Below are 21,453 nucleotides of genomic sequence, written 5' to 3'. Positions count from 1 at the left end.
TCCGTCCCCCGCGCGGGGCTCAGTACGGACGCGGCCCGCTGTTTTGAGCGGTCATCGGGGGGAACTCCGTCCCCACTCGCTGTCTGTGGCACAGGAGAGGTGCGATGACCTCGTCGGCAGTGGATCTCATGGCCTCGACCCTGGGCGTGGAGGAGGAATTCCTCCTGGTGGACGCGGCGGGCGGCCACCTGGTGCCGCGGGCAGCGGAAGTCCTGGACGCTGTGCGGCGGACGCCCGGCCGGACACACGGCGTCGAGTTCAAGCACGAGCTCCTGTCCAGCCAGGTCGAGGCCGCATCCGGGGTGTGCCGGGGACTCGATGCGCTCGCCGCCCAGACGCGCTTCGGCCGGGAGAGGCTGGCCGCGGCGGCGGAGCGGGCAGGCGCCCTGCTGATTTCGTCCGGCACACCACCGCTGCCGGGCGAACGGTCGCCGGTGACCTCGGGAGCGCGGTTCCGGGAGATTCTCGACCTCTACGGCGGGATCGTGGCCGACTACCAGGTCTGTGGCTGCCATGTGCACGTCGGCGTGCCCGACAGGGAAACAGCGGTGGCGGTGGTCAACCATCTGCGCCCCTGGCTGCCGACCCTGCTCGCGCTCTCGGCCAATTCCCCCTTCCACCAGGGCAGGGACACCGGATATGCGAGCTGGCGCATGGTGGAACAGTCGCGCTTTCCCGGCTCGGGCGTGCCCCCGTACTTCGCGTCGGCCGCGGCCTACGAGGACGAACTGGCGCGGCTGGTCGACTGCGGCTCCCTGGTGGACGCCAGGATGAGCTTCTGGCTGGCCCGGCCCTCCCTGCGATTCCCCACCGTCGAGATGCGAGCCGCGGACGCCGCAGCGACAGTGGAGGAGGCGCTGCTCCAGGCGGCGCTGTCACGCGCCCTGGTACGCACCGCGCTCGCTGCGCTGTCCGCCGGGCGGGAGGCACCGCCCGTACGCGAGCAGGTGGCCGCCGCAGCCGTCTGGTCGGCAGCCCGGTACGGCTTGCGGGGGCCCGCTGTGCACCCCTGGTACGAGCGTCAGGTGCCCGCACTCGACCTGGTCGAGGCGCTGGTGGAACAGGTGCGCCCCGCATTGGAGGAAACCGGTGACCTGTCCTTCGTCCGCGGGCAGCTGGCGGAGCTGGCCGTCTGCGGCACGGGTGCCGAGCGGCAGCGGGCCGCAGCAGCCGGCGGTATCGGTGCGGCGCTGCGCTCTCTCGCCGTGCAGACCGATTCCTCCGTCAGTCACTCCCCGCCGCGCCGGAGGGAGACCGCCTCCGCCGCACCGTCGACCGACGCGCCCGACCGAGGAGAACTCCCGTGAGTGATACCGCCGTCTCCCACCGGGCCGCTGCTGGGCGTCCGTCCGTACTACCGGAGCCGCGGGGGCCGTTGTCGGCCGCGGTCCTGGACACCCTGAGGTCACCGCCACCGCTCACCGCGGGCCCCCGCCTGCCGGCGACCGAGCGCTGCGACCCCTTCGGCGAGGACCTGCATCTGGCGCTGCAGCTCTGCTACGAACTGCATTACCGGGGCTTCCGCGGAGTGGATGACGCCTGGGAGTGGGAACCGGGACTGCTGTGCTTCCGAGGCCGGGCCGAACGAGTCTTCCTGGACGCCCTGCGCTCCGGCACGGCAGGAGGCCGCGATGTCGACAGCGCTCTCGACGCGCTGCTGGTGGAGCCGGTACGGGGCACGGGCGTCTCCCACCACCTGTGCGACCACGGCGAGTGGTGGCAGATGCGCGAGTACCTGGTGCACCGGTCGGTCTACCACCTCAAGGAGGCCGACCCGCACGCCTGGGTCATCCCCCGGCTGCAGGGACGCGCCAAGGCCTCGCTGGTCGCCGTGGAGTACGACGAATTCGGTGGTGGCCGGGCCGAGCGGATGCACTCCCGGCTCTACGCCGACCTTCTGGCGGGGGCCGGCTTGGAGACCGGTTATCTGCACTATCTGGACGCCGTGCCCGCGCCGTCCATGGCGATCGTCAACATGATGTCCCTGTTCGGCCTCCACCGTGCCCTGCGCGGCGCGTTGGTCGGGCACTTCGCGGCGGCCGAGATCACCACCGCGCCGAGCGCGCGGCGTATGGTCCGCGCCCTGCGGCGCATGGAGGCGCCCGAGGCGTGCGTCCACTTCTACAGCGAGCACATCGAAGCGGACGCGGTGCACGAGCAGATCATGCGCCACGACGTGATCGCCGATCTGCTGGCCGGCGATCCGGATCTGGCCGGGGACGTGGTGCTGGGCATGCAGGCGACGGAGCTGCTGGAGGACCACCTCGGCCGCCGGCTGCTCGAGGCATGGAGCGGTGGGTCGTCATCGCTCCGGCTCCCTTTGCCGTGATCGCTCCGGCTCCGCCTGCCGTGAGGTGACCGTGCTCCGGGCAGTTTCCGGGCCGGTGGCCGCTTCCTGGCCGGTGTGGGTCCGCCGCCGGTGGCTGGTGTCGCACCAGGGGTAGCTACCGCTGCGCCTGCAGGTGCAGATGGCGACCATGAACCGGTCGGAGGTGACCGTACGGCCGTCGGGCAGCACCACCTCGACCGGCCCTTCCACGAGCGTCGGTCCGCCCGGTTCGATGATGACCCTGCGCGGTTCCCGGTCTCGGGCGGCGCAGCCGCCGCGCCGGTCCGGCGCGGGGTGTTCAGGATGGGGACGGGACGCGGTCGGCACGGATGACCACCAGCTCCTCTTCCCGCTGTCCGGGGGCGATGAGGCCCTGGTCCTCCAGCCATCCGGCGCGGCTGAGAAGGACGGGGCCGAAGGGTTGGCGGCGACGGGCCACGACGGACGTTTTGAGGCCGGTGTCGCGCAGCATCCGTACGGTCACGGCGGGTCCGCACAGGGCGGAATGCACCATCAGGAGCATGCCGTTGGCCTTCAGCAGGTGTGGTGCCGCCGCACAGAGCCGGTCCAGGTACCAACGGCCGTCCTCCCCGGCGTCCCAGGAGCGGGCCCTTCTCGTGCTCCAGGCGGCGTGGCGGGGGCAGGGTACGTAGGGCGGGTTCGCCGTGACCACGTCGTACCGGCGCCCCGCTGCGCAGGAGAGGAAGTCTCCGTGGTGCACCCTGATGGGGAGCCGGCGCAGCCATGCGTTGCACCGGGCAGCCAGGACGGCCGATGCGGAGATGTCCACGGCTGACACCTGTCCCGCGCCCAGACGCGCCGCGGCGACGGCGAGCAGGCCCGTACCGGTACAGACATCCAGGGCCGCCGCCCCCGGGGGGAGGGCCGCATTCGTCAGGGCGTCCCGCAACAGATGGGAATCGCCCTGGGGCGGATAGACCCCCGGAGGTCTGACCAGCAACACCGACCCCGAGTACCTCCCCCGCCCGGGGTCAAACGGTCCCATTTCGAACGACCGCACCACCGCCCCGGCGCGGGCCTCCAGCGGCCGGCCCGCCGCCGCGCGGCGAAGCTACGGCAGGAACCCCCCGCGGCGGGCCGTGACCACCGCCTCCAGGCGGGTGTGCGCGCCCAGTTTGCGCATGGCCGCGCGGAGATAGCCCTTCACCGTCTCCGGGCGCAGGCCCAGCGCGGCCGCCACGCTCGCATTGGTCGCCCCCGCAGCCACGCAGGACAGCACGTCCAACTCGCGCGGCGTGAGCCGTACGTCCGCCGCCCGCGCCCCGGGCCCGGAGGACCGCGGGCCGCCGGAGACCGCCGGGCCTCCGTCCGCACCGGCCGCCGCCGCGAGCCGGCCGCATACGGAGAGGACCTCCTCGCGCAGCGCCGGGTCGGCCACCCGCGGCGCCAGTGCCCGCAGTTCCCCGTGCGCCTCCCGGACCTCCTCCCACGCGGCTGTACCCGCCGTGCCGGCCGGTGAGCGCCCCGGGGCGGGGTGGGCCGCCAGCAGCCGCTGGGCCTCGTCCCGTACGGCCAGCGCCTGTTCCAGCTCGCGGGCCGTCTCCACCGCCGCCGACAGGGTGCGGTCGCCCAGCGGCATCGGCTCCCGCAGCGCGCCGTAGAGCACACCGCGCACCCGGCGCCGTACGACCACCGGCACCGCCAGCACGGCCCGCAGTCCCTCCGCCCCCACCGCGGCGTCGTACTCATGGCTGATCGTGCGCGAGGACTGATAGTCCGCCACCGCCACCGGCCGGGTCAGGGCGACCGATTTGCCCCCCAGTCCGTTGCCCGTCGCCACCATCAGACCGCGCAGCGCCCCCGTCCTCGCCCCGCTCAACTCGCCGATCCGCAATTGCCGGTTGTCCTCCAGCAGTCCGCCGAAGGCGATCGGCAGCCCGCTGGTGCGGCGCAGGCTGAGCAGCGCCGCTCGTACCTCAACCGCTTCGCCCGTCTGCGCCACGGCCACCCCCTTCACCCCCGTCCGGGGGTAGTGAGACCCAGGTCACTGATTACACGATGCTAGGTGAGCGGTCGGCAATGAGGAGGACAGATGGCGGTAACCAGTGCGACGCAGGAGTTCCGGGAGGCCCGGGATTTCCTGTTGCGGCACCGGGAGGACTACGCGGAGGCCTACGCGGGCTTCCGCTGGCCCCGCCCGGAGCGCTTCAACTGGGCGCTCGACTGGTTCGACCGGATCGCCGAGGGCAACGACCGCCCCGCCCTGCACATCGTCGAGGAGGACGGCAGCGAGCAGCGGCTCACCTTCGCCGAAATGTCCGAAAGATCGAACCAGGTCGCGAACTGGCTGCGCGCGCAGGGCGTACGGGCCGGCGACCGGATCGTCGTCATGCTCGGCAACCAGGTCGAGCTGTGGGAGACCGCGCTCGCCGCGATGAAGCTGCGCGCCGTCGTCATCCCCGCGACCCCGTTGCTCGGCCCGCTCGACCTGGCGGACCGCGTCGAGCGCGGCGGCGCCCGGCATGTGGTCGTACGGGCCGAGGACACCGTGAAGTTCGACGACGTGCCGGGGGAGTACACCCGGATCTCCGTCGGCGGCGCGGGCCCCGGCCGGCAGGCGTACGAGGACGCGTACGAGCAGCCCGCCCTGTTCGAGCCGGACGGGCCCACCCTCGCCACCGACCCCCTGATGCTCTACTTCACCTCCGGCACCACCGCCAGGCCCAAGCTCGTCGAGCACACCCACCTGTCCTATCCGGCCGGCCATCTGGCGACGATGTACTGGATCGGGCTGCGCCCCGGGGACGTGCATCTCAACATCTCCTCGCCCGGCTGGGCCAAGCACGCCTGGAGCAATCTCTTCGCCCCCTGGAACGCCGAGGCGACCGTCTTCATCCACAACTACACGCGCTTCGACGCCGCCCGGCTGATGGCGGAGATGGACCGCTGCGCGATCACCACCTTCTGCGCCCCGCCGACCGTCTGGCGGATGCTCATCCAGGCCGACCTCACCCGGCTCCGCACCCCTCCACGCGACGTCGTGGCCGCCGGAGAACCGCTCAACCCCGAGGTCATCGAGCGGGTACGGGAAGCCTGGGGAGTGACCGTACGGGACGGTTTCGGGCAGACCGAGACGGCCGTGCAGGTCGCCAACACCCCCGGTCAGCCCCTGAAGACCGGCTCCATGGGGCGGCCCACCCCCGGTTTCGCCGTCGCGCTGCTGGACGCGTCCACCGGCGAGCCGGGCGACGAGGGCGAGATCTGTCTCGACCTGTCCGGCGGTTCCTACGGCCCTCCCGTCGGCCTGATGACGGGCTATCACGGCGATCCGGAGCGCACCGCCGAGGCCACGGCGGGCGGCTACTACCGCACCGGCGACATCGGCTCCCGCGACACCGACGGCTACATCACCTACGTCGGGCGGGCCGACGACGTCTTCAAGGCCTCCGACTACAAGATCTCACCGTTCGAGCTCGAGAGCGCGCTGCTGGAGCACGAGGCGGTCGCCGAGGCCGCGGTCGTTCCGGCGCCCGACCCGCTGCGGCTCGCGGTGCCCAAGGCGTACATCGTGCTCGCCGAGGGATGGGAACCGGGACCAGAGACCGCGAATCTCCTGTTCGCGCACTGCCGGAAGATTCTGGCGCCGTACCAGCGCGTACGGCGCATCGAGTTCGCCGAACTCCCCAAAACCGTGTCCGGCAAGATCCGCCGGATCGAGCTGCGCGAGCGTACTGCTCAGGGAAGCACCGCCGAATACCGCGAAGGGGACCCCGCATGACCGAGCTCTCCTACAGCAGTGGCACCGGCAAGGGCGCGCTGCTCGGTGACACGATCGGCATCAGCCTGGACCGGGCCATCGCCGCACACCCCGACCGCGAGGCGCTGGTCGACGTCCCGTCCGGGCGCCGCTGGACATACGCGGAGTTCGGCCGGGCCGTCGACGACGTCGCCCTCGGCCTGATCGCCAAGGGCGTCCACAAGGGTGACCGGGTGGGCATCTGGGCACTCAACTGCCCCGAATGGGTGCTCGTCCAGTACGCCACCGCCCGGATCGGCGCGATCATGGTCAACATCAACCCGGCCTACCGGGTGCACGAGTTGGCGTACGTGCTGAAGCAGGCCGGCATCGAGGTACTGGTCTCCTCCACCGCGCACAAGGACAGCGACTACCGGCGGATGGTCGAGCAGGTCCGCGCCGACTGCCCCGCGCTGCGCGATGTCGTCTACATCGACGATCCGACCTGGCACGGGCTCGTCTCGGCGGGCAAGCAGGTGCCGCGCGAGCGCCTGGCGGCCCGCGCCGCCGAGTTGAGCTGCGACGACCCGGTCAACATCCAGTACACCTCGGGCACCACCGGCTTCCCCAAGGGCGCCACCCTCTCCCACCACAACATCCTCAACAACGGCTACTGGGTGGGGGAGATGGTCGGCTACACCGAGCAGGACCGGATCTGCCTCCCGGTGCCCTTCTACCACTGCTTCGGCATGGTGATGGGCAATCTGGCGGCCACCAGCCACGCCGCCTGCATCGTGATCCCGGGGCCCGGCTTCGACCCGACGGCCACGCTGAACGCGGTAGAGCGCGAGCGCTGCACCTCGCTCTACGGCGTGCCGACGATGTTCATCGCCGAGCTGAACCTGCCCGACTTCGCGACGTACGACCTGTCCTCGCTGCGCACCGGGATCATGGCCGGATCGCCCTGCCCGGCCGAGGTGATGAAGCGGGTCGTCGCCGAGATGCACATGGCGGAGGTCTCCATCTGTTACGGCATGACGGAGACCTCACCCGTATCGACGCAGACCCGGCGCGAGGACGACCTCGAGCGGCGTACGGGAACGGTCGGCCGGGTGCTGCCGCACATCGAGGTGAAGGTCGTCGACCCGGCGACCGGGGTGACGGTCCAGCGCGGCGAGCCCGGCGAGCTGTGTACCCGCGGGTACAGCGTGATGCTCGGCTACTGGCAGGAGCCGGAGAGGACGGCGGAGGCGATCGACGCCGGTCGCTGGATGCATACGGGCGACCTCGCGGTGATGCGTACGGACGGCTATGTGCAGATCGTCGGCCGGATCAAGGACATGATCATCCGGGGCGGCGAGAACGTCTATCCCCGCGAGATCGAGGAGTTCCTCTACACGCACCCCAAGATCGCCGATGTGCAGGTGGTCGGCGTGCCGGACGAGAAGTACGGCGAGGAGATACTGGCCTGTGTCGTCCTACGCGACCCGGCCCAGCCCCTCACCCGTGACGAGCTCGCCCGCTACTGCCGGGGCCGGCTCGCGCACTACAAGGTCCCGCGCTATCTCCAGGTGCTGGAGGTCTTCCCGATGACGGTCAGCGGCAAGGTGCGCAAGGTGGAGCTGCGCGAGCGGTTCGCCGAGCAGCTCGCCTGGGCCTGAGACTGGGGGGCGGGTGGGTTGTTCCGGGCCGGCTCCTGCCAGCACCTGATCCGGACCAGGCTGCTGTGCGAACTCGGTAGTCAGGGTGGCGAGTTCGGTTTTCCCATCACACAGGGTGGCCACGCGGGCCTACCCTGACCAGGAATGACTTCGGTACGGAGCGCGGGTGCACGCCCCAGTTGGTTCGCTCTGCGAACGCTGCGGGCCGCCGGGCTCGGGCTCGCCGTTGGGGCCGTGGCACTTCCAGATGTGCAGGATGGTGATCAATACAGCTAGGGCGTGCCTTGGGCGCCCATGCGGATCAGGTCGTCCGCCGCGTCGTTGACCGGCTGCGGCGTGCCCGTCAGGTCCATGACGAAGAGCGGTATATGCAGGTCATCGGCGCGTAGCCGCGCCTGGCGGGAGTAGCCGGCCAGTGAGAAGAAGACGCTCTCCGCCGAGGAGTTGAGGCCGTTGAGCCAGAGGCACTCGACATCGCGGACGGTGGACGGCCGGGTGGTGGGGTCCACCTGCGCGACGATGCCCGGGCCGCGCAGGTCCACGCCCGACGGCGCGGGCTCCTCGGCCCGCAGCACGTTCGTGAAGCCGAGCCACTTCAGGTACTGCGCCGCCGCGGTGACCGCGTCCCGGCTCGTACGGATCGTGACCGGGCGGAAGGCGGGGCGCAGCACGGCCGAGGACTGTGCCTGCGTCGTGGTTCCGTGGCCGCCCAGGCCCGTGCTGCTCACGCCGGAGGCCGTGGTCCTGGGCAGCGGCTCTTCCGGCAGCTGGGCCACCGGGAGCCGGATGATGGTGCCGCAGGGACAGCCCAGTTCGGGTTGCGGCCACTGGTCCTTACGGGCGCACGACGGGCAGCGGACCGTCACCCAGGCTTCGTCCCAGGTGTGGTGCCGCAACGGCTCCGGCTGCGCTCCCCGCTGTACGGGAAGGGTCAGCGGAGCGCCGCAGGCGCAGGGGAAGGTGGACGGGGTGAAGCAGTGCTCGCGGCGGCACGCCGGGCACCGCACCGGCACGCTCTCTGCCATGTTCGGCTCCAGCACGTTCCGTAGGAGGGCTGTTCGCTCCCATGCTCCACCAAGCGCGAGACCTTGGGGAGTGGTCGGCTCATATGTTCGCATGCGACTTCGTTCTTGCACGGGTGAATTCGCCTCGAACAGCATCAATAGGTCGTTGAAGTGGGTTCGAAGTGGGTTCCAGGCGGCGGCGCTTGGGCGCGACAGGACATGTGTCAGCGCTGCCGCCTGGAAACTTTGGGTGAGGCCCGGCGGGTCGCTACGCCTCGGGCTCGAACTCCTTGACGGCGTCGATGTCCGGGCCGTGCGGAGTGTTGGCCTCGCGCTCGATCAGGATCTCGACGAGCACCGGGCGTGAGGTCGAGACGGCCTCCTTGCGGGCCCACTCGATGGCCGAACGGATGTCGGCGGGGTCGATGACGCGGCGGCCGGAACAGCCGTACGCCTCCATCAGCTTCACGTTGTCGGTGCCGTGCTCGTCGTAGTGGATGTCGACCTGATAGTTCATGTCGTAGCCGATCGAGGCCTGGCGGATGAGGCCCAGGTACTCGTTGTTGAGCATGATCAGCACATACGGCACGTTGTACTGCGCCGCGACGGCGAGCTCCTCGACCATGTACTGGAATCCGTAGTCGCCGACGATGCCGACGACCTCGGTGCCGCCCCTGCCCATGCCTTCCAGGGCCTTCTTGACGCCGATCGCGGCCGGTACCTCCCAGCCGAGCGGGCCGGCCTGGCCGCAGACCTGGTAGCGGCGCGGCTTGTGGGCCTTCTGATGCTGGCCGCCCCAGATCTGGTAGAGGCCGATCGCGGTGACGAAGTAGGTGTCCTCGTCGAAGATCTCGTTGATCTCCTTGTAGACCCGGGGGGCCTTGACCGGGACCGAGTCGAAGTCCTCCTTGCGCACGAGGGTCCGCTTGAGCTCCTGGCAGCGCGCCACCCAGTCGGGGACACCGGCCGTGGCGCGGCGCCTCTTCGCGGCGTCCAGCAGCGCCTTCAGGAAGAGCCCGGCGTCGGAGACGATGCCCAGGTCCGGCTCGATGACCTTGCCGAGCTGGGTCGGCTCGATGTCGACATGGACGAAGGTGCGGTCGCCCTTGTAGACGTCGATGTTCGCGCCGGTATGGCGGTCGCCGAAGCGGGCACCGACGGCGAGGACGAAGTCCGACTCCAGGAAGGAGGCATTGGCGTAGCGCTGCGAGGTCTGGATACCGGTCGTGCCCAGGTTCAGCTCGTGATCGTCCTCGATGACGCCCTTGCCCATCAGGGTGACCTGGAACGGCACATGGAGATACTCGACCAGCTTGCGCAGCTCGTCCGCGGCGTCCGCGAGGATGACGCCACCGCCCGCCAGGATCAGCGGCTTACGGGCCGCCAGCAGCAGGTCGAGGGCGGCCTCGACGCGCGGCGGGTGCGGCTTGGGGATCTCCACCGGCAGCCTGGTGTCGATCGAGGCGTCGTACCGGATCTCGCGCCGGGCGATGTCGACCGGGATGTCGATCAGGACCGGCCCGGGGCGGCCCTCCCTGGCGATCCGGAAGGCCTCCCGGAAGGCCCACGGAATCTGCGCCGCCTCCTTGATCTGCACGGCCCACTTGGTGACCGGACGCGCGATCTCGACGATGTCGACCGCCTGGAACGCCTCCTGGTGCAGCTTGGGGGAGACGGCCTGGCCGGTGATGCACACCATCGGGATGGAATCGGCCTGCGCGGTGTAGAGGCCGGTGATGAAGTTGGTCGCCCCCGGTCCCGAGGTGGCGATGGCGACGCCGACCCGGCCGTTCGTACGGGCCCAGCCGTCGGCCATGTGGGTCGCGCCCTCTTCGTGGCGGACCGTCAGATGCTCGATGCCGCCGACCTCTTCCATCGCCTTGTAGAGCGGCAGGATCGCGGCGCCGGGACAGCCGAAGGCGATGTCGACGCCCTCGTCCTTCATGATCTGGACGGCGGCTCGCATGGCGGGCATCTTCGTACCGGTCGCGTACGGCTGCTGCTCCTGCTCCTGCGTCTGCGTCTGTGCCTGTGCCTGAGTCTTCGTCTGCTGCTTCTGCGCGGTCATGACGCTGTGCCCTCGGCCTTCTGTCCGGAGAGACGCTCGACGCCGCGCAGCAGCGCGGAGTGGTCCAGGCCGCCGTCGCCCTGGGCACGCAGCGAGGCCACCAAATTGGCGACGACCGCGCCGACCGGGAGGGCGGCGCCGACAGTGCGGGCCGCGTCGATGACGATCCCCATGTCCTTGTGGTGCAGGTCGATACGGAAGCCCGGGGTGAAGTCGCGCGCCAGGAAGTTGGCCTTCTTCCGGGTCAGCACGGTGGACCCGGCCAGGCCGCCGTTCAGTACGTCGAGCGCGGCGGCGAGGTCCACGCCGGACTTGTCCAGAAAGACCACGGCCTCGGCCGCCGCCTGGATGTTGATGGCGACGATCAGCTGGTTGGCGGCCTTCACCGTCTGGCCGGAGCCGTGCGGGCCGCACAGGACGATGGTTTTGCCGAGGGCCTCGAAGATCGGCTCGGCCCGGTCGAAGTCCGCCTGTTCGCCGCCGACCATGATCGACAGTACGGCCTCGACCGCACCGGCTTCGCCGCCGGAGACGGGCGCGTCCAGGACGTTGATGCCCTTCGCGGCCGCGGCCTCGGCCAGGTCGATCGAGGTCTGCGGGGTGATCGAGGACATGTCGATCAGCAGGGCGCCTCGCTTGGCGTTGGCCAGAATGCCGTCGTCGCCGTACGCGATGGCCTCGACCTGCGGGGAGGCAGGGACCATCGTGATGATGACGTCGGCGTCCTTGACGGCCTCGGCCGTCGACGCGGCGGCGGTGCCGCCGCCTGCGACGAGCCGGTCCAGCTTGTCCTGCTCCAGGGTGTAGCCGGTGACCGGGTAGCCGGCCTTGATCAGGTTCTCGGCCATGGGGGAGCCCATGATTCCGAGTCCGATCCAGGCGATCTTCGGCTGTGGCGTGGGGGCTTGGGCGGTGGTGCTCATGGCGTCCTCTCGATGAGGTTCGTGGGCAGGGCGGGCGTGATGCCTCGTGTCGAGGGCCGGTCAGGTCGTCGGCCGCGTAGCGGGTCGCCGACCGGGCACAGGACAGGCCCGTCGGCTCGTGGGCAGGGGCGTGACGCCTCGTGTCACGGGCCCGTCGGGTCACGGGCCCGTCCGGCCGCGGAGCGGTCGGCGGCCCTCGGCCGGTGTGACGACGTCAGATGTCAGCGCGCCGCGCGGGAACCGCCCGGCAGCCAGTCGAAGGAGTCGGCGCTCGGGCCGTCGGGCTTGTACTCCAGACCGACCCAGCCGTCGTAGCCGGCCTTCGTCAGGTGCTCCAGGAGCTCGCCCAGCGGAAGTGACCCCGTACCGGGGGCGCCGCGGCCCGGGTTGTCCGCGATCTGTACGTGCCCGGTCCTGTCGGCGTAGCGGTCGATGACCTCGTACAGGTCCTCGCCGTTCATCGACAGGTGGTACAGATCCATCAGGAACTTGGTGTTGCCGAGCCCGGAGGCCGCGTTCACCCGGTCCACGACGTCGATCGCCGCCGGGGCGCTCACCAGCGGATACAGCGGCGACTCGGGCCGGTTGAGCGCCTCGATGAGCAGGGTCGCTCCCACCCGGTCGGCAGCGCGGGCCGCCAGGACCAGGTTGTCCAGCGCCAGGCGGTCCTGGACCGCCGGCTCCACGCCCTCGACGCGATTGCCGTAGAGCGCGTTGAGCGTCGTGCAGCCCACGGACTGCGCGAAGTCCGCGGCGACGTCGATGTTCGCCCGGAAACGGTCCGACTCCTCACCGGGCGACGACAGCGCGCCGCGGTCCGGCCCCGGCAGCTGTCCCGCGTAGAAGTTCAGCCCCACCAGCTGGGTGCCGGAGTCGTTCAACGCATCCCCCAGGGCGTCGAGTTCGGCCTGTTCCGGGGTGGGTGAGCCGACCCATGGCCACCACAGCTCGACCGCCGTGAAGCCGGCCTCCGCGGCCGCGGCCGGACGCTCGAGGAGGGGGAGCTCAGTGAAGAGGATCGAGAGATTCACATCGAAGCGCCGGTCCGCGCTGCCTGCCTCTGGGAGGGCCACGAGTGCGCTCCTTCCATATTGCGGAAAGTTTATTCTGCTTAATGGAAAGCGTGCAGGGGCTCGTGCTGACTGTCAAGAGGGGCTGCGGGCTCCTGGGATGTCGCGGTCCGGAGGGGGCGCAGTAGGTTGTGGGCGTGAGACTGAGGGTGGAATTCACGACCGAGCCGTTCGACCTCGACGAGCCCCCGCCCCATGCGGTGGTCGCGCGTGAGGTCGTATCGGCCGCCGGGCTGGACGCCGTGGACGTGGGCCCGTTCGGCAACACCGCCGAGGGGCCGGCCGGGGCCGTGCTGGCCGCGGTGGACGAGCTGCTGCGCAAGTCCCTGGAGGCAGGTGCCACCCGGGTCTCGATGCAGCTCAATGTGATCGGGGAGGGCGACGGATGACCGGGCCCGGCGACCACCCGTTCATCGCGGCGGTCAAGCCGCTCGTCGACGCCATGGGCGGCGAGATGCTCGCCCCGGAGCTCGCCCAGGGTGACGATGTCGTCCTCGCCTGGGAGGGGCGGGACCTGCTGGCCGTACGGTTGCCCCATCTGTCGGACTCGCTCGACCACATCCTCGCCGAACTGCAGCGCCGACACGGCGTGCCGCTCTCGGAACTGGACCGGAAGACGAAGCAGTCGGTCGTCCGGGTGCTGGAGGCGCGCGGCGCCTTCTCCGTACGGCATGGCGTGGAGACGGTGGCCGGGGCCCTGGGGGTCAGCCGCTTCACCGTCTACAACTACCTGAACAGGGAAAAGGGCGAGGGCTGAGGCCGGAACGCCACGTCGGGGCGCGTGCGACGGTGGGCCATGGGCGCCAGCGCCGTCCGGGCGTTGCGGGGTGCCGTCCGCACGATTGATTCAACAAAGTGTTGACGAAATCTCGGTGCAGGGCGTTAGCTGTGTGGTGCCCGGCATGATCGGCCGGACCGGACCGCACTGGGCATCAGGCCACGGAGGCACCCGTGACGTCGACTTCCCCGCCGGGCCTCACCCGGTTCAACACCTCTCAGGACAGCGTGGCACGAGCCGCGCTGCACGCGGTCTGCGCCAGTACGGCGTGGGGGAACGGGGTGCTCGCCCGGCGCCCGTACGCCACACCCGGGGACCTGTTCGCGGCGAGCGACGCCGCCATGGCCGGGCTCACCGCGGAGGACCTGGCCGAAGCCATGGCGGGGCACCCGCCGATCGGCCGGCCGAAGCCGGGCGACCCGACCTCCTCCCGTGAACAGAGCGGGATGGCCGGAGCCTCCGAGGAGCTCCGGGCGGAGATGCTGGAACTCAACCTGGCCTACCAGGAGCGGTTCGGGCATGTCTTCCTGATCTGCGCCACCGGCCTGACCGGAGAGCAGATGCGGGACGCGGTCCGTGACCGGCTCGGCAACACGCCGGAAGAGGAGCGCGAGACCGTCCGGGAGCAACTGGGCAGGATCAACCGCATCCGGCTGGCCCGCCTCGCAGATGAAGGACCCGCAGCATGAGCAGCGACACCACCGCTTCGGTCTCCACGCACATCCTGGACACCAGTGCCGGACGTCCCGCCGAGGGCGTCGCCGTCGAGCTGTCCGTACGACGGGGCCGTGACGGCGCCTGGACCGCGTACGGAACCTCCAGGACCGACGCGGACGGGCGCTGCAAGGACCTCCCGGCTCCGCCGGAGGGCACGACCCACGTACGGCTCTTCTTCGCGGTCGAGCCGTACTTCGCACATCAGCACAGCTCGCGTCAGCAAGCCGAGGAACAGCAGGACGCCCCCCGCGCAAGGGACAGCGGAGCCTTCTTCCCGGAGGTGGCGATCACGTTCGCCGTCGAGCCGGGGGAGCACTACCACGTGCCGCTGCTGCTCAACCCGTTCGGCTACTCCGTATACCGAGGGAGCTAGCACCGATATGTCACCTTCTCTGCCGCCCGCCCGCCCGGTGGTCCTGGGCCAGAACCAGTACGGCAAAGCGGAGAACCGCGTCGTCAGGGTCACGCGGAACGGCGGCACCCACCACATCAAGGACCTCAACGTCTCGGTCGCCCTCTCCGGCGACATGGACGAGGTGCACACCTCCGGCAGCAACGCCCATGTGCTGCCCACCGACACGACCAAGAACACCGTGTACGCCTTCGCCAAGAAGCACGGCATCGAGTCGGCCGAGCAGTTCGGCATCCATCTGGCCCGCCACTTCGTGACCAGCCAGGAGCCGATCAAGCAAGCCCGTATCCGCATCGAGGAGTACGCCTGGGAGCGGATCGAGCCCTCCGGCGCCGGTCCCCATCTCCCCGGCGCCGACCAGCCCGAGCACTCTTTCGTCCGCAAGGGGCAGGAGACCCGTACCGCCCAGATCACCTTCGACGGCGAGCGGTGGGAGGTCGTGGCCGGCCTCAAGGACCTCACCGTCCTGAACTCCACCGACTCGGAGTTCTGGGGCTATGTGAAGGACGAGTACACCACCCTCCAGGAGGCGTACGACCGTGTCCTGGCCACCGAGGTGCACGCCCGCTGGCGGTACGGCTGGGCCGGTGGCGAGGAGCCGATGCCCGGCTGGGACGAGTCGTACGCGCAGGCGCGCGGCCATCTGCTGCACGCCTTCGCCGAGACCTACAGCCTCTCCCTCCAGCAGACGCTGTACGAGATGGGCTCCCGGGTCATCGACGGCCGTCCCGAGATCGAGGAGATCCGCCTCTCACTCCCGAACAAGCACCACTTCCTGGTCGACCTGGAGCCGTTCGGCCTGAAGAACGACACCCCGGACGGGGCCGTGTACTTCGCGGCCGACCGCCCGTACGGCCTGATCGAGGGGTCCGTCCTGCGCGACGGCGCAGAGCCGCGGATCCCGGTGGACCTGACCAACCTGTAGCAACCTGCCCTACCCCCGACGCGCGCGCCGGTGTCAGGAACAGGGGGACGCGGGGCAACTGCACAACAGAGCACTGCGGACCGGTCGTTACCCCGCCCGACCCCGGGTCCGCTCCTCCAGAGGGAAGAACGAGGAACCTGACATGGCGGCTCAGCGCATCGTCATCGAGAACTGCGCCATCGCGACCGTGGACCCGAACGACACCGAGTACGCCTCGGGCCACGTCGTCGTCGCGGACAACCGCATCGAATCGGTGGGCGCGGGCAAGGCCCCCGAGAACCTCGAAGCCGTCGTCCGGCGCGTCGACGGCACCGGACACCTGGTCACCCCCGGGTTGGTCAACACCCACCACCACTTCTACCAGTGGCTCACCCGCGGCCTCGCCCAGGATGCCAACCTCTTCGACTGGCTGGTCGCGCTCTATCCGATCTGGTCGCGCATCGACGAGCAGATGGTCCACGCGGCTGCCCGCGGCTCCCTGGCGATGATGGTCCGCGGCGGCGTCACCACCACCATGGACCACCACTACGTCTTCCCCCGTGGCGTCGGCGATCTGCTCGCGGCCGAGGTCGGCGCGGCCGCCGAGATGGGTGTGCGCTTCACCGCGACCCGCGGCTCCATGGACCGCGGGAAGTCGGACGGCGGTCTGCCGCCCGACTTCGCGGTCGAGACCACTGAGGCCGCGCTGCTCGCCACCGAAGCCGCGATCGACACCTACCACGACCCCTCCTTCGGCTCGATGCTGCACATCGCGGCCGCCCCCTGCTCGCCCTTCTCGGTCTCCACGGACCTGATGCGCGAGGCCGCGGCGCTGGCCCGGCGCAAGGGCGTACGGCTGCACACGCACGGCTCGGAGACCGTCGAGGAGGAGCAGTTCTGCAAGGAGCTGTTCGGCATGGGCCCGACCGACTACTTCGAGTCCACCGGCTGGCTCGGCGAGGACGTGTGGATGGCGCACTGCGTCCATATGAACGACTCCGACATCGAGGCCTTCGGGCGTACCCGCACCGGCGTCGCCCACTGCCCGTCCTCCAACGCCCGCCTGGCCGCCGGGATCGCCCGCGTCCCGGACATGCTCGCCGCCGGAGTCCCCGTCGGGCTGGGCGTGGACGGCACCGCCTCCAACGAGTCCGGCGAGCTGCACACCGAGCTGCGCAACGCCCTCCTCATCAACCGCCTCGGCCCCCACCGCGAGAGGTCCCTGAACGCCCGCCAGGCGCTGCGCCTGGGTACGTACGGTGGCGCGCAGGTCCTCGGCCGGGCGGACGAGATCGGCTCGATCGAGGCGGGCAAGCTCGCCGACCTCGTGCTCTGGAAACTCGACGGCATCGGCCACTCCTCGATCGCCGACCCGGTCGCGGCGCTGGTCCTCGGCGCGGCGGCCCCGGTGACCCTGTCGCTCATCAACGGCGAGCCGGTCGTCGAGGACGGCCACCTCACGACGGTCGACGAGGACGCCGTCGCGCGCGGCGCGCGGGAGGAGGCCCAGCGGCTGGCGCGTATCGCCGACGAGGGGTGACACCGACGGTCACGCCTCCGAGGGGCGGCGCCGACGAGGGGCGACGCATCTGAAGGCTGACGCCCCCGAGGGTCGGCGCCTCCGAGGGCTGACGCCCCCGAGGGTCGGCGCCTCCGAGGGCTGACGCCCCCCGAGGGTCGGCGCCTCCGAGGGCTGACGCCCCCGAGGGCTGACGCCTCCGAGGGTCGGCGCCTCCGGGCACGCACCGGAGGCGCGCGCCACGCACCGGCACCCGGCAGGGAGGGGACGGCTTCCCTGCCGGAGGCTACGGACCCGAGCGGGGCCCGTAGCAGCCGCGTTCGGGGGCGCGGACACCAAGTCCGCGCCCCCGGGCGGGGTGAGAAGAGCACCAGGCATCACTTCGCACCACCTCCTGAAAACCACGTCGCGTCCGGTGACGTGCAACCGACCGGAGGGAACCGCCGTGGCAGCAAAGCCCAGGTTTCACGCAGACGCAGACGCAGAGGCAGACGCAGACGCAGAGAAGGACGCAGACGCAGGCGCAGCAGCGCACCCGGTCACCGTGCCGGGGGACCAGCACGCCCCCGCCCGGGACAGGCATCCGGTCGACGACACCCTTCCGCCCTTCAAGCTGGTCACCAGCGGCCTCCAGCACGTCGCCGCGATGTACGCGGGCGTGGTGGCCCCGCCCATGATCCTCGGGCCCGCCGTCGGCCTGAACGCCTCCGAGACCGCGTTCCTGATGGGCGCGAGCCTGTTCACCGCGGGTCTGGCCACACTGCTGCAGACGATAGGTTTCTGGAAGATCGGCGCCCGGCTGCCGTTCGTCAACGGAGTCTCCTTCGCCGGTGTCACCCCGATGGTCGCCATCGGCAAGGCCCAGAGTCCCGAGAACGCCCTGCCGATCATCTTCGGCGCGGTCATCGTGGCGGGTCTGCTGGGCTTCGTCCTCGCCCCGTACTTCTGCAGACTCGTACGGTTCCTCCCGCCGGTCGTCACCGGCACGGTCATCACGCTGATCGGCGTCTCCCTGCTGCCGGTCGCCTTCAACTGGTCCCAGGGCGGTGACCCCGCGGCCGAGGGCTACGGATCGCCGAAGTTCATCGGCATGGCCGCCCTGACGCTCGCCATCGTGCTGCTGCTGCGCAAGGTGCTGCGCGGCTTCCTCCAGCAGATCGCCATCCTCCTCGGCCTGGTCGCCGGAACAATCGTCGCCATCCCCTTGGGCATGACGGACTTCGGCACCATCGAGGACGCGGGTCTGATCGGCTTCCCGACCCCCTTCCACTTCGGCGCACCGCAGTTCGAGGCGGCCGCGATCGTCTCGATGTGCATCGTGATGCTGGTCTGCATGACCGAATCCACCGCGGACATGCTCGCGCTCGGCCGGATCGTCGACCGCCCGGCGGACGAGCGGACCATCGAGGGCGGTCTGCGCGCCGACACCCTGGGCACCGCCATCAGCCCGGTCTTCAACGGCTTCGCGTGCAGCGCCTTCGCGCAGAACATCGGCCTGGTCGCCATGACGAAGGTGCGCAGCCGCTACGTCGTCGCCACCGGCGGCGGGATCCTCATCCTGCTCGGCCTCTGCCCGTTGGCCGCGTCGGTCATCGCCCTCGTACCGCTGCCGGTGCTGGGCGGCGCGGGCGTCGTGCTCTTCGGCTCGGTCGCCGCCAGCGGTATCCAGACCCTGGCCTCGGCGGCGATGGAGAAGGGCGAGAACGCCCTGATCGTCGCCGCGTCGGTCGGCGTCGGACTGATCCCGATCGCGGCACCCGGCTTCTACCACGCCTTCCCGGACGACCTGTTGGTGATCCTGGACTCCGGCATCAGTACGGGCTGCGTGGCGGCGATCGTGCTGAACCTGCTCTTCAACCACCTGGGGAGTAAAGCGGATTCCGGCGAGAGCGGCGCGCCGGTGCCCGGCGGGACAGGTGCTTCCGCGGATGCGGGGGAGCCCGCCGCCGCCACCGTCCATTGAGCCACGGCCGAACGACAACCGGAACGCGGTGGGAAAACGCGGCGGGAAGGCGCCGAGGCCGCTCGCGGGACTCTCCCGCGAGCGGCCTCGGTGATCCGGGCGCGGGTCAGTCGATGTGGAAGCTGTCGCCGTAGACCTTCCAGTCCAGCGGCGTGTCCAGGTCGAGGTTGCCCTTCCTGAGGAACACGCGCTGCGCGGTGTCGACCCGGCTGGTGTCGTTGTGCGCCTCCTCCTGCTTCATCGCCCAGACCCGGGCGTCGAGGAACGCGTTGAGGTACTTCACCTCGTCACCGCCCTGAGCCGGCGGCTCGGCCTTGTCCAGGGCCTTCTCGCGTATCGAGCCGAAGCTCGTCGAGTCAGTGCCGCCGCCGTGCATGACGATGGCGTCGTAGTACGCGAACTGGCCGAGCGTGCCCACGCCGTCCTGCTTGGCCCGGCTGACCGCGGGGTTGAAGTAGACCCGGTCCCGCTCCTTGTCCTGGGCCTTCCGGAAGGCCGAATCCTGGGCCGCCTTCTTCCAGTCGCCGGTGAAGTCCGGGTCCAGGCCCTCGTGCGAGTCGCTGCCGTCCACCTCGCGCAGCGCGGGCAGGTACTTCGCCAGGACGTTCCCCGGCTTGGCGTCGGTGTAGGCCTCCACCAGGTCCAGCATGTCGCCGGTGCCGGAACAGAAGCCGATGATGCCCGCCGTGTAGCCGCGGCCGTCGCCGATGTCCTCGATGTACTTGTACTGCGCCTTCCAGTCCAGCGAGGAGTTCTCCGCGCTGGAGACCAGCTGCATCGCAATGTCCTTTTTGGCGGGATCGTCGAGCCCGTCCGCCGACTGTGCCGCCGGTGCCTGCGAGGCCTGCTTCTGCTGCTCCGCGGGTCCGGCTGTGGTGGCAACCGCGGTGGCCGGCACGGCGAGCAGGGCCAGCCCGAGCGCGACGCGGGTCATGGGGCGAAGCCCCTTGCCTATGGAGCGGGTTCTCATATGTCCTCAGTCCTCCGGATGGGGGGTAGTTGCCGGTGGAGAGCAATCGTTAGGAAGCTTTCCTATCAGGTTGCCGCGTTGACGTACACCCATCAACGCGATTCGATCGTGAGCCGGGCCTCGGGCTGCGAGGGCCGGGCGCCCGGCGCCGTCATCCCGGACTGATGCCTCGTCATATCCGGTCGTCGCGAGGCGAATTGCTGCGATCGGGCTGGTTTCGAGTGAACCCCTGGAGCCACAGGTGATCAGACGCCCGTACACCGTCCTCGCCATGACCGCGGAGACCCGCGACGCCCTTCTCGAGGCAGCCACCGTGCAGCGGCTCCGCCGCTCTGCCGAGGTGGACACCGGGCTCCTCGTCACCGACTTCGGCTGCCCCGACCCCGTCGCCGTCAAGGCACTCGCTTCGGCCGAAGTGCTGTTCACCGGCTGGGGCTGCCCGCCGCTGACCGCCGACGCGCTGGCCCGTATGCCGCGGCTGCGGGCCGTCGTCCACGCCGCGGGCACGGTCAGACACCATGTGACCGCCGCCGCGTGGGAGCGCGGCCTCCTCGTCTCCAGCGCGGCCGCCGCCAATGCCCTCCCCGTGGCCGAGTACACGGTCGCCGCGGTCCTCTTCTCCAACAAGCGTGTACTGGCCGCAGCCCGGGCCTACAGCGCGGAGCGCGGGCGGGTGAATGTGCTGCGGAGCTTCCCCGGCATCGGCAACTACCGCCGCACCGTGGGCATCGTCGGCGCCTCCCGGATCGGCCGCCGGGTCATCGAGCTGCTCCGCCCGTTCGACCTGCGGGTGCTGGTGCACGACCCGTACCTGGACCCGGCGGAGGCCTCCGGACTGGGCGTGGAAGCGGCCGGTCTCGACGAACTGGCCCGGAGCAGCGATGTGGTGAGCATCCACGCGCCCGAACTCCCCGGCACCCGGCACCTCTTCGATGCGGCGCGGCTCGCCCTCATGCCGGATGGCGCCACGCTCATCAACACCGCGCGCGGTTCGCTCGTGGACACCGCGGCGCTCACCGAGGAGCTCGTCTCCGGGCGCCTGCACGCCGTACTCGACCACACGGACCCCGAGGTCCTGCCGGCCGAATCACCCTTGTACGACCTGCCGAACGTACTGCTGACGCCGCATCTGGCGGGCTCTCTGGGCGCCGAGTTGCGGCGGCTGGCCGACGCGGCGGTTGACGAACTGGAGCTGTACGCCCGGGGCCTGCCCTTCGTTCACGGGGTGGACCCTGGGTTGCTGGACCGCTCGGCTTGAGAAGCCCCGCGCCGACGCCCCCTGAATGTCGCGGATATCGGTGAACGTCGCGGTGCCGGTGAACGCCGTGGCCGGTGCGGCCGGTGGCCTGCGGCCCAGCGGTCCGGCGCTTCGCCGTCGGCGCATGCCTCGGCACCGGTATCGGCAGCGGCATCGGGGTCCGCCGCGCAGCCGGCTGCC

The 21,453-nt window shown here is 70.5% G+C and carries 20 protein-coding genes; 12 read left to right on the top strand and 8 right to left on the bottom strand.

The window, feature by feature from the left end:
- The first annotated feature begins 104 nt into the window (after positions 1–104).
- Positions 105–1,307 (top strand): glutamate--cysteine ligase, encoded by a 1,203-nt coding sequence (locus ABZW18_RS09660; RefSeq protein WP_356184545.1) that lies wholly within the window; start codon positions 105–107, stop codon positions 1,305–1,307.
- Positions 1,304–2,329: an iron-containing redox enzyme family protein gene (locus ABZW18_RS09655; protein ID WP_356184543.1), complete on the top strand. Its 1,026-nt coding sequence runs from the start codon at positions 1,304–1,306 to the stop codon at positions 2,327–2,329. The genes ABZW18_RS09660 and ABZW18_RS09655 overlap by 4 nt, the downstream gene beginning before the upstream one ends.
- On the opposite strand, the gene ABZW18_RS09650 is transcribed toward ABZW18_RS09655, so the two are convergent.
- The 3 genes from ABZW18_RS09650 to ABZW18_RS09640 form a co-directional block, all read right to left on the bottom strand.
- Positions 2,303–2,656 carry a CDGSH iron-sulfur domain-containing protein gene (locus tag ABZW18_RS09650; RefSeq protein ID WP_356184540.1) on the bottom strand — a complete coding sequence of 118 codons (354 nt, stop codon included), beginning with the start codon at positions 2,654–2,656 and terminating at the stop codon, positions 2,303–2,305. The genes ABZW18_RS09655 and ABZW18_RS09650 overlap by 27 nt on opposite strands.
- Entirely contained in the window at positions 2,628–3,293 is a 666-nt protein-coding gene (locus tag ABZW18_RS09645; RefSeq protein WP_356184537.1) for a HemK2/MTQ2 family protein methyltransferase, read from the bottom strand. The genes ABZW18_RS09650 and ABZW18_RS09645 overlap by 29 nt, the downstream gene beginning before the upstream one ends.
- A gap of 108 nt (positions 3,294–3,401) precedes the next feature.
- Positions 3,402–4,292, bottom strand: a complete 891-nt coding sequence (locus ABZW18_RS09640; RefSeq protein WP_356184535.1) for a helix-turn-helix transcriptional regulator — start codon at positions 4,290–4,292, stop codon at positions 3,402–3,404.
- A gap of 90 nt (positions 4,293–4,382) precedes the next feature.
- Between ABZW18_RS09640 and ABZW18_RS09635 the strand changes: the two genes are divergently transcribed.
- Together ABZW18_RS09635 and ABZW18_RS09630 are read left to right on the top strand one after the other, a co-directional pair.
- The gene (locus ABZW18_RS09635; RefSeq protein ID WP_356184532.1) at positions 4,383–6,068 is read left to right on the top strand and encodes an AMP-binding protein; all 1,686 of its coding nucleotides are present in this window, start codon (positions 4,383–4,385) and stop codon (positions 6,066–6,068) included.
- Positions 6,065–7,687, top strand: a complete 1,623-nt coding sequence (locus ABZW18_RS09630; protein WP_356184530.1) for an AMP-binding protein — start codon at positions 6,065–6,067, stop codon at positions 7,685–7,687. The genes ABZW18_RS09635 and ABZW18_RS09630 overlap by 4 nt, the downstream gene beginning before the upstream one ends.
- 272 nt (positions 7,688–7,959) lie before the next feature.
- On the opposite strand, the gene ABZW18_RS09625 is transcribed toward ABZW18_RS09630, so the two are convergent.
- The 4 genes from ABZW18_RS09625 to ABZW18_RS09610 form a co-directional block, all read right to left on the bottom strand.
- Positions 7,960–8,712 (bottom strand): hypothetical protein, encoded by a 753-nt coding sequence (locus ABZW18_RS09625; RefSeq protein WP_356184527.1) that lies wholly within the window; start codon positions 8,710–8,712, stop codon positions 7,960–7,962.
- A gap of 247 nt (positions 8,713–8,959) precedes the next feature.
- Entirely contained in the window at positions 8,960–10,759 is a 1,800-nt protein-coding gene (gene gcl, locus ABZW18_RS09620; RefSeq protein ID WP_356184524.1) for a glyoxylate carboligase, read from the bottom strand.
- Positions 10,756–11,682: a 2-hydroxy-3-oxopropionate reductase gene (locus ABZW18_RS09615; protein ID WP_356184521.1), complete on the bottom strand. Its 927-nt coding sequence runs from the start codon at positions 11,680–11,682 to the stop codon at positions 10,756–10,758. The genes gcl and ABZW18_RS09615 overlap by 4 nt, the downstream gene beginning before the upstream one ends.
- A gap of 221 nt (positions 11,683–11,903) precedes the next feature.
- Positions 11,904–12,755, bottom strand: coding sequence for a TIM barrel protein (locus ABZW18_RS09610; protein WP_356184519.1), 852 nt, complete (start codon positions 12,753–12,755; stop codon positions 11,904–11,906).
- Between the two features lie 134 nt (positions 12,756–12,889).
- Between ABZW18_RS09610 and ABZW18_RS09605 the strand changes: the two genes are divergently transcribed.
- The 7 genes from ABZW18_RS09605 to ABZW18_RS09575 all read left to right on the top strand — a co-directional run bounded on the left by ABZW18_RS09605 (position 12,890) and on the right by ABZW18_RS09575 (position 19,045).
- Positions 12,890–13,141 carry a hypothetical protein gene (locus tag ABZW18_RS09605; protein ID WP_356184517.1) on the top strand — a complete coding sequence of 84 codons (252 nt, stop codon included), beginning with the start codon at positions 12,890–12,892 and terminating at the stop codon, positions 13,139–13,141.
- Positions 13,138–13,509 carry a helix-turn-helix domain-containing protein gene (locus tag ABZW18_RS09600; RefSeq protein WP_356184515.1) on the top strand — a complete coding sequence of 124 codons (372 nt, stop codon included), beginning with the start codon at positions 13,138–13,140 and terminating at the stop codon, positions 13,507–13,509. The genes ABZW18_RS09605 and ABZW18_RS09600 overlap by 4 nt, the downstream gene beginning before the upstream one ends.
- A gap of 194 nt (positions 13,510–13,703) precedes the next feature.
- On the top strand, positions 13,704–14,219 hold the full coding sequence (gene uraD / locus ABZW18_RS09595) for a 2-oxo-4-hydroxy-4-carboxy-5-ureidoimidazoline decarboxylase (protein ID WP_356184512.1): 516 nt from the start codon (positions 13,704–13,706) through the stop codon (positions 14,217–14,219).
- On the top strand, positions 14,216–14,620 hold the full coding sequence (uraH, locus tag ABZW18_RS09590; protein ID WP_356184509.1) for a hydroxyisourate hydrolase: 405 nt from the start codon (positions 14,216–14,218) through the stop codon (positions 14,618–14,620). Before uraD ends, uraH begins: the two co-directional genes overlap by 4 nt.
- Positions 14,621–14,627: 7 nt before the next feature.
- On the top strand, positions 14,628–15,584 hold the full coding sequence (gene pucL, locus ABZW18_RS09585; protein ID WP_356184506.1) for a factor-independent urate hydroxylase: 957 nt from the start codon (positions 14,628–14,630) through the stop codon (positions 15,582–15,584).
- Positions 15,585–15,726: 142 nt separating this feature from the next.
- Positions 15,727–17,103, top strand: a complete 1,377-nt coding sequence (locus tag ABZW18_RS09580) for an 8-oxoguanine deaminase (RefSeq protein WP_356184504.1) — start codon at positions 15,727–15,729, stop codon at positions 17,101–17,103.
- A 523-nt stretch (positions 17,104–17,626) separates the two neighbouring features.
- A complete protein-coding gene (locus tag ABZW18_RS09575; protein WP_356184502.1) occupies positions 17,627–19,045 on the top strand; it encodes a nucleobase:cation symporter-2 family protein in 1,419 nt (472 codons plus the stop codon).
- A 106-nt stretch (positions 19,046–19,151) separates the two neighbouring features.
- Here the strand turns inward: ABZW18_RS09575 and ABZW18_RS09570 are convergent, their stop codons facing one another.
- On the bottom strand, positions 19,152–20,015 hold the full coding sequence (locus ABZW18_RS09570; RefSeq protein ID WP_356184499.1) for a chitosanase: 864 nt from the start codon (positions 20,013–20,015) through the stop codon (positions 19,152–19,154).
- A 271-nt stretch (positions 20,016–20,286) separates the two neighbouring features.
- Between ABZW18_RS09570 and ABZW18_RS09565 the strand changes: the two genes are divergently transcribed.
- Positions 20,287–21,273: a hydroxyacid dehydrogenase gene (locus ABZW18_RS09565; protein WP_356184720.1), complete on the top strand. Its 987-nt coding sequence runs from the start codon at positions 20,287–20,289 to the stop codon at positions 21,271–21,273.
- Positions 21,274–21,453 lie beyond the last annotated feature (180 nt).

The organism is Streptomyces sp. NPDC004647 (genome assembly GCF_040609575.1).
Lineage (GTDB): Bacteria > Actinomycetota > Actinomycetes > Streptomycetales > Streptomycetaceae > Streptomyces.
This window is presented reverse-complemented; position numbering and strand designations above follow the sequence as displayed.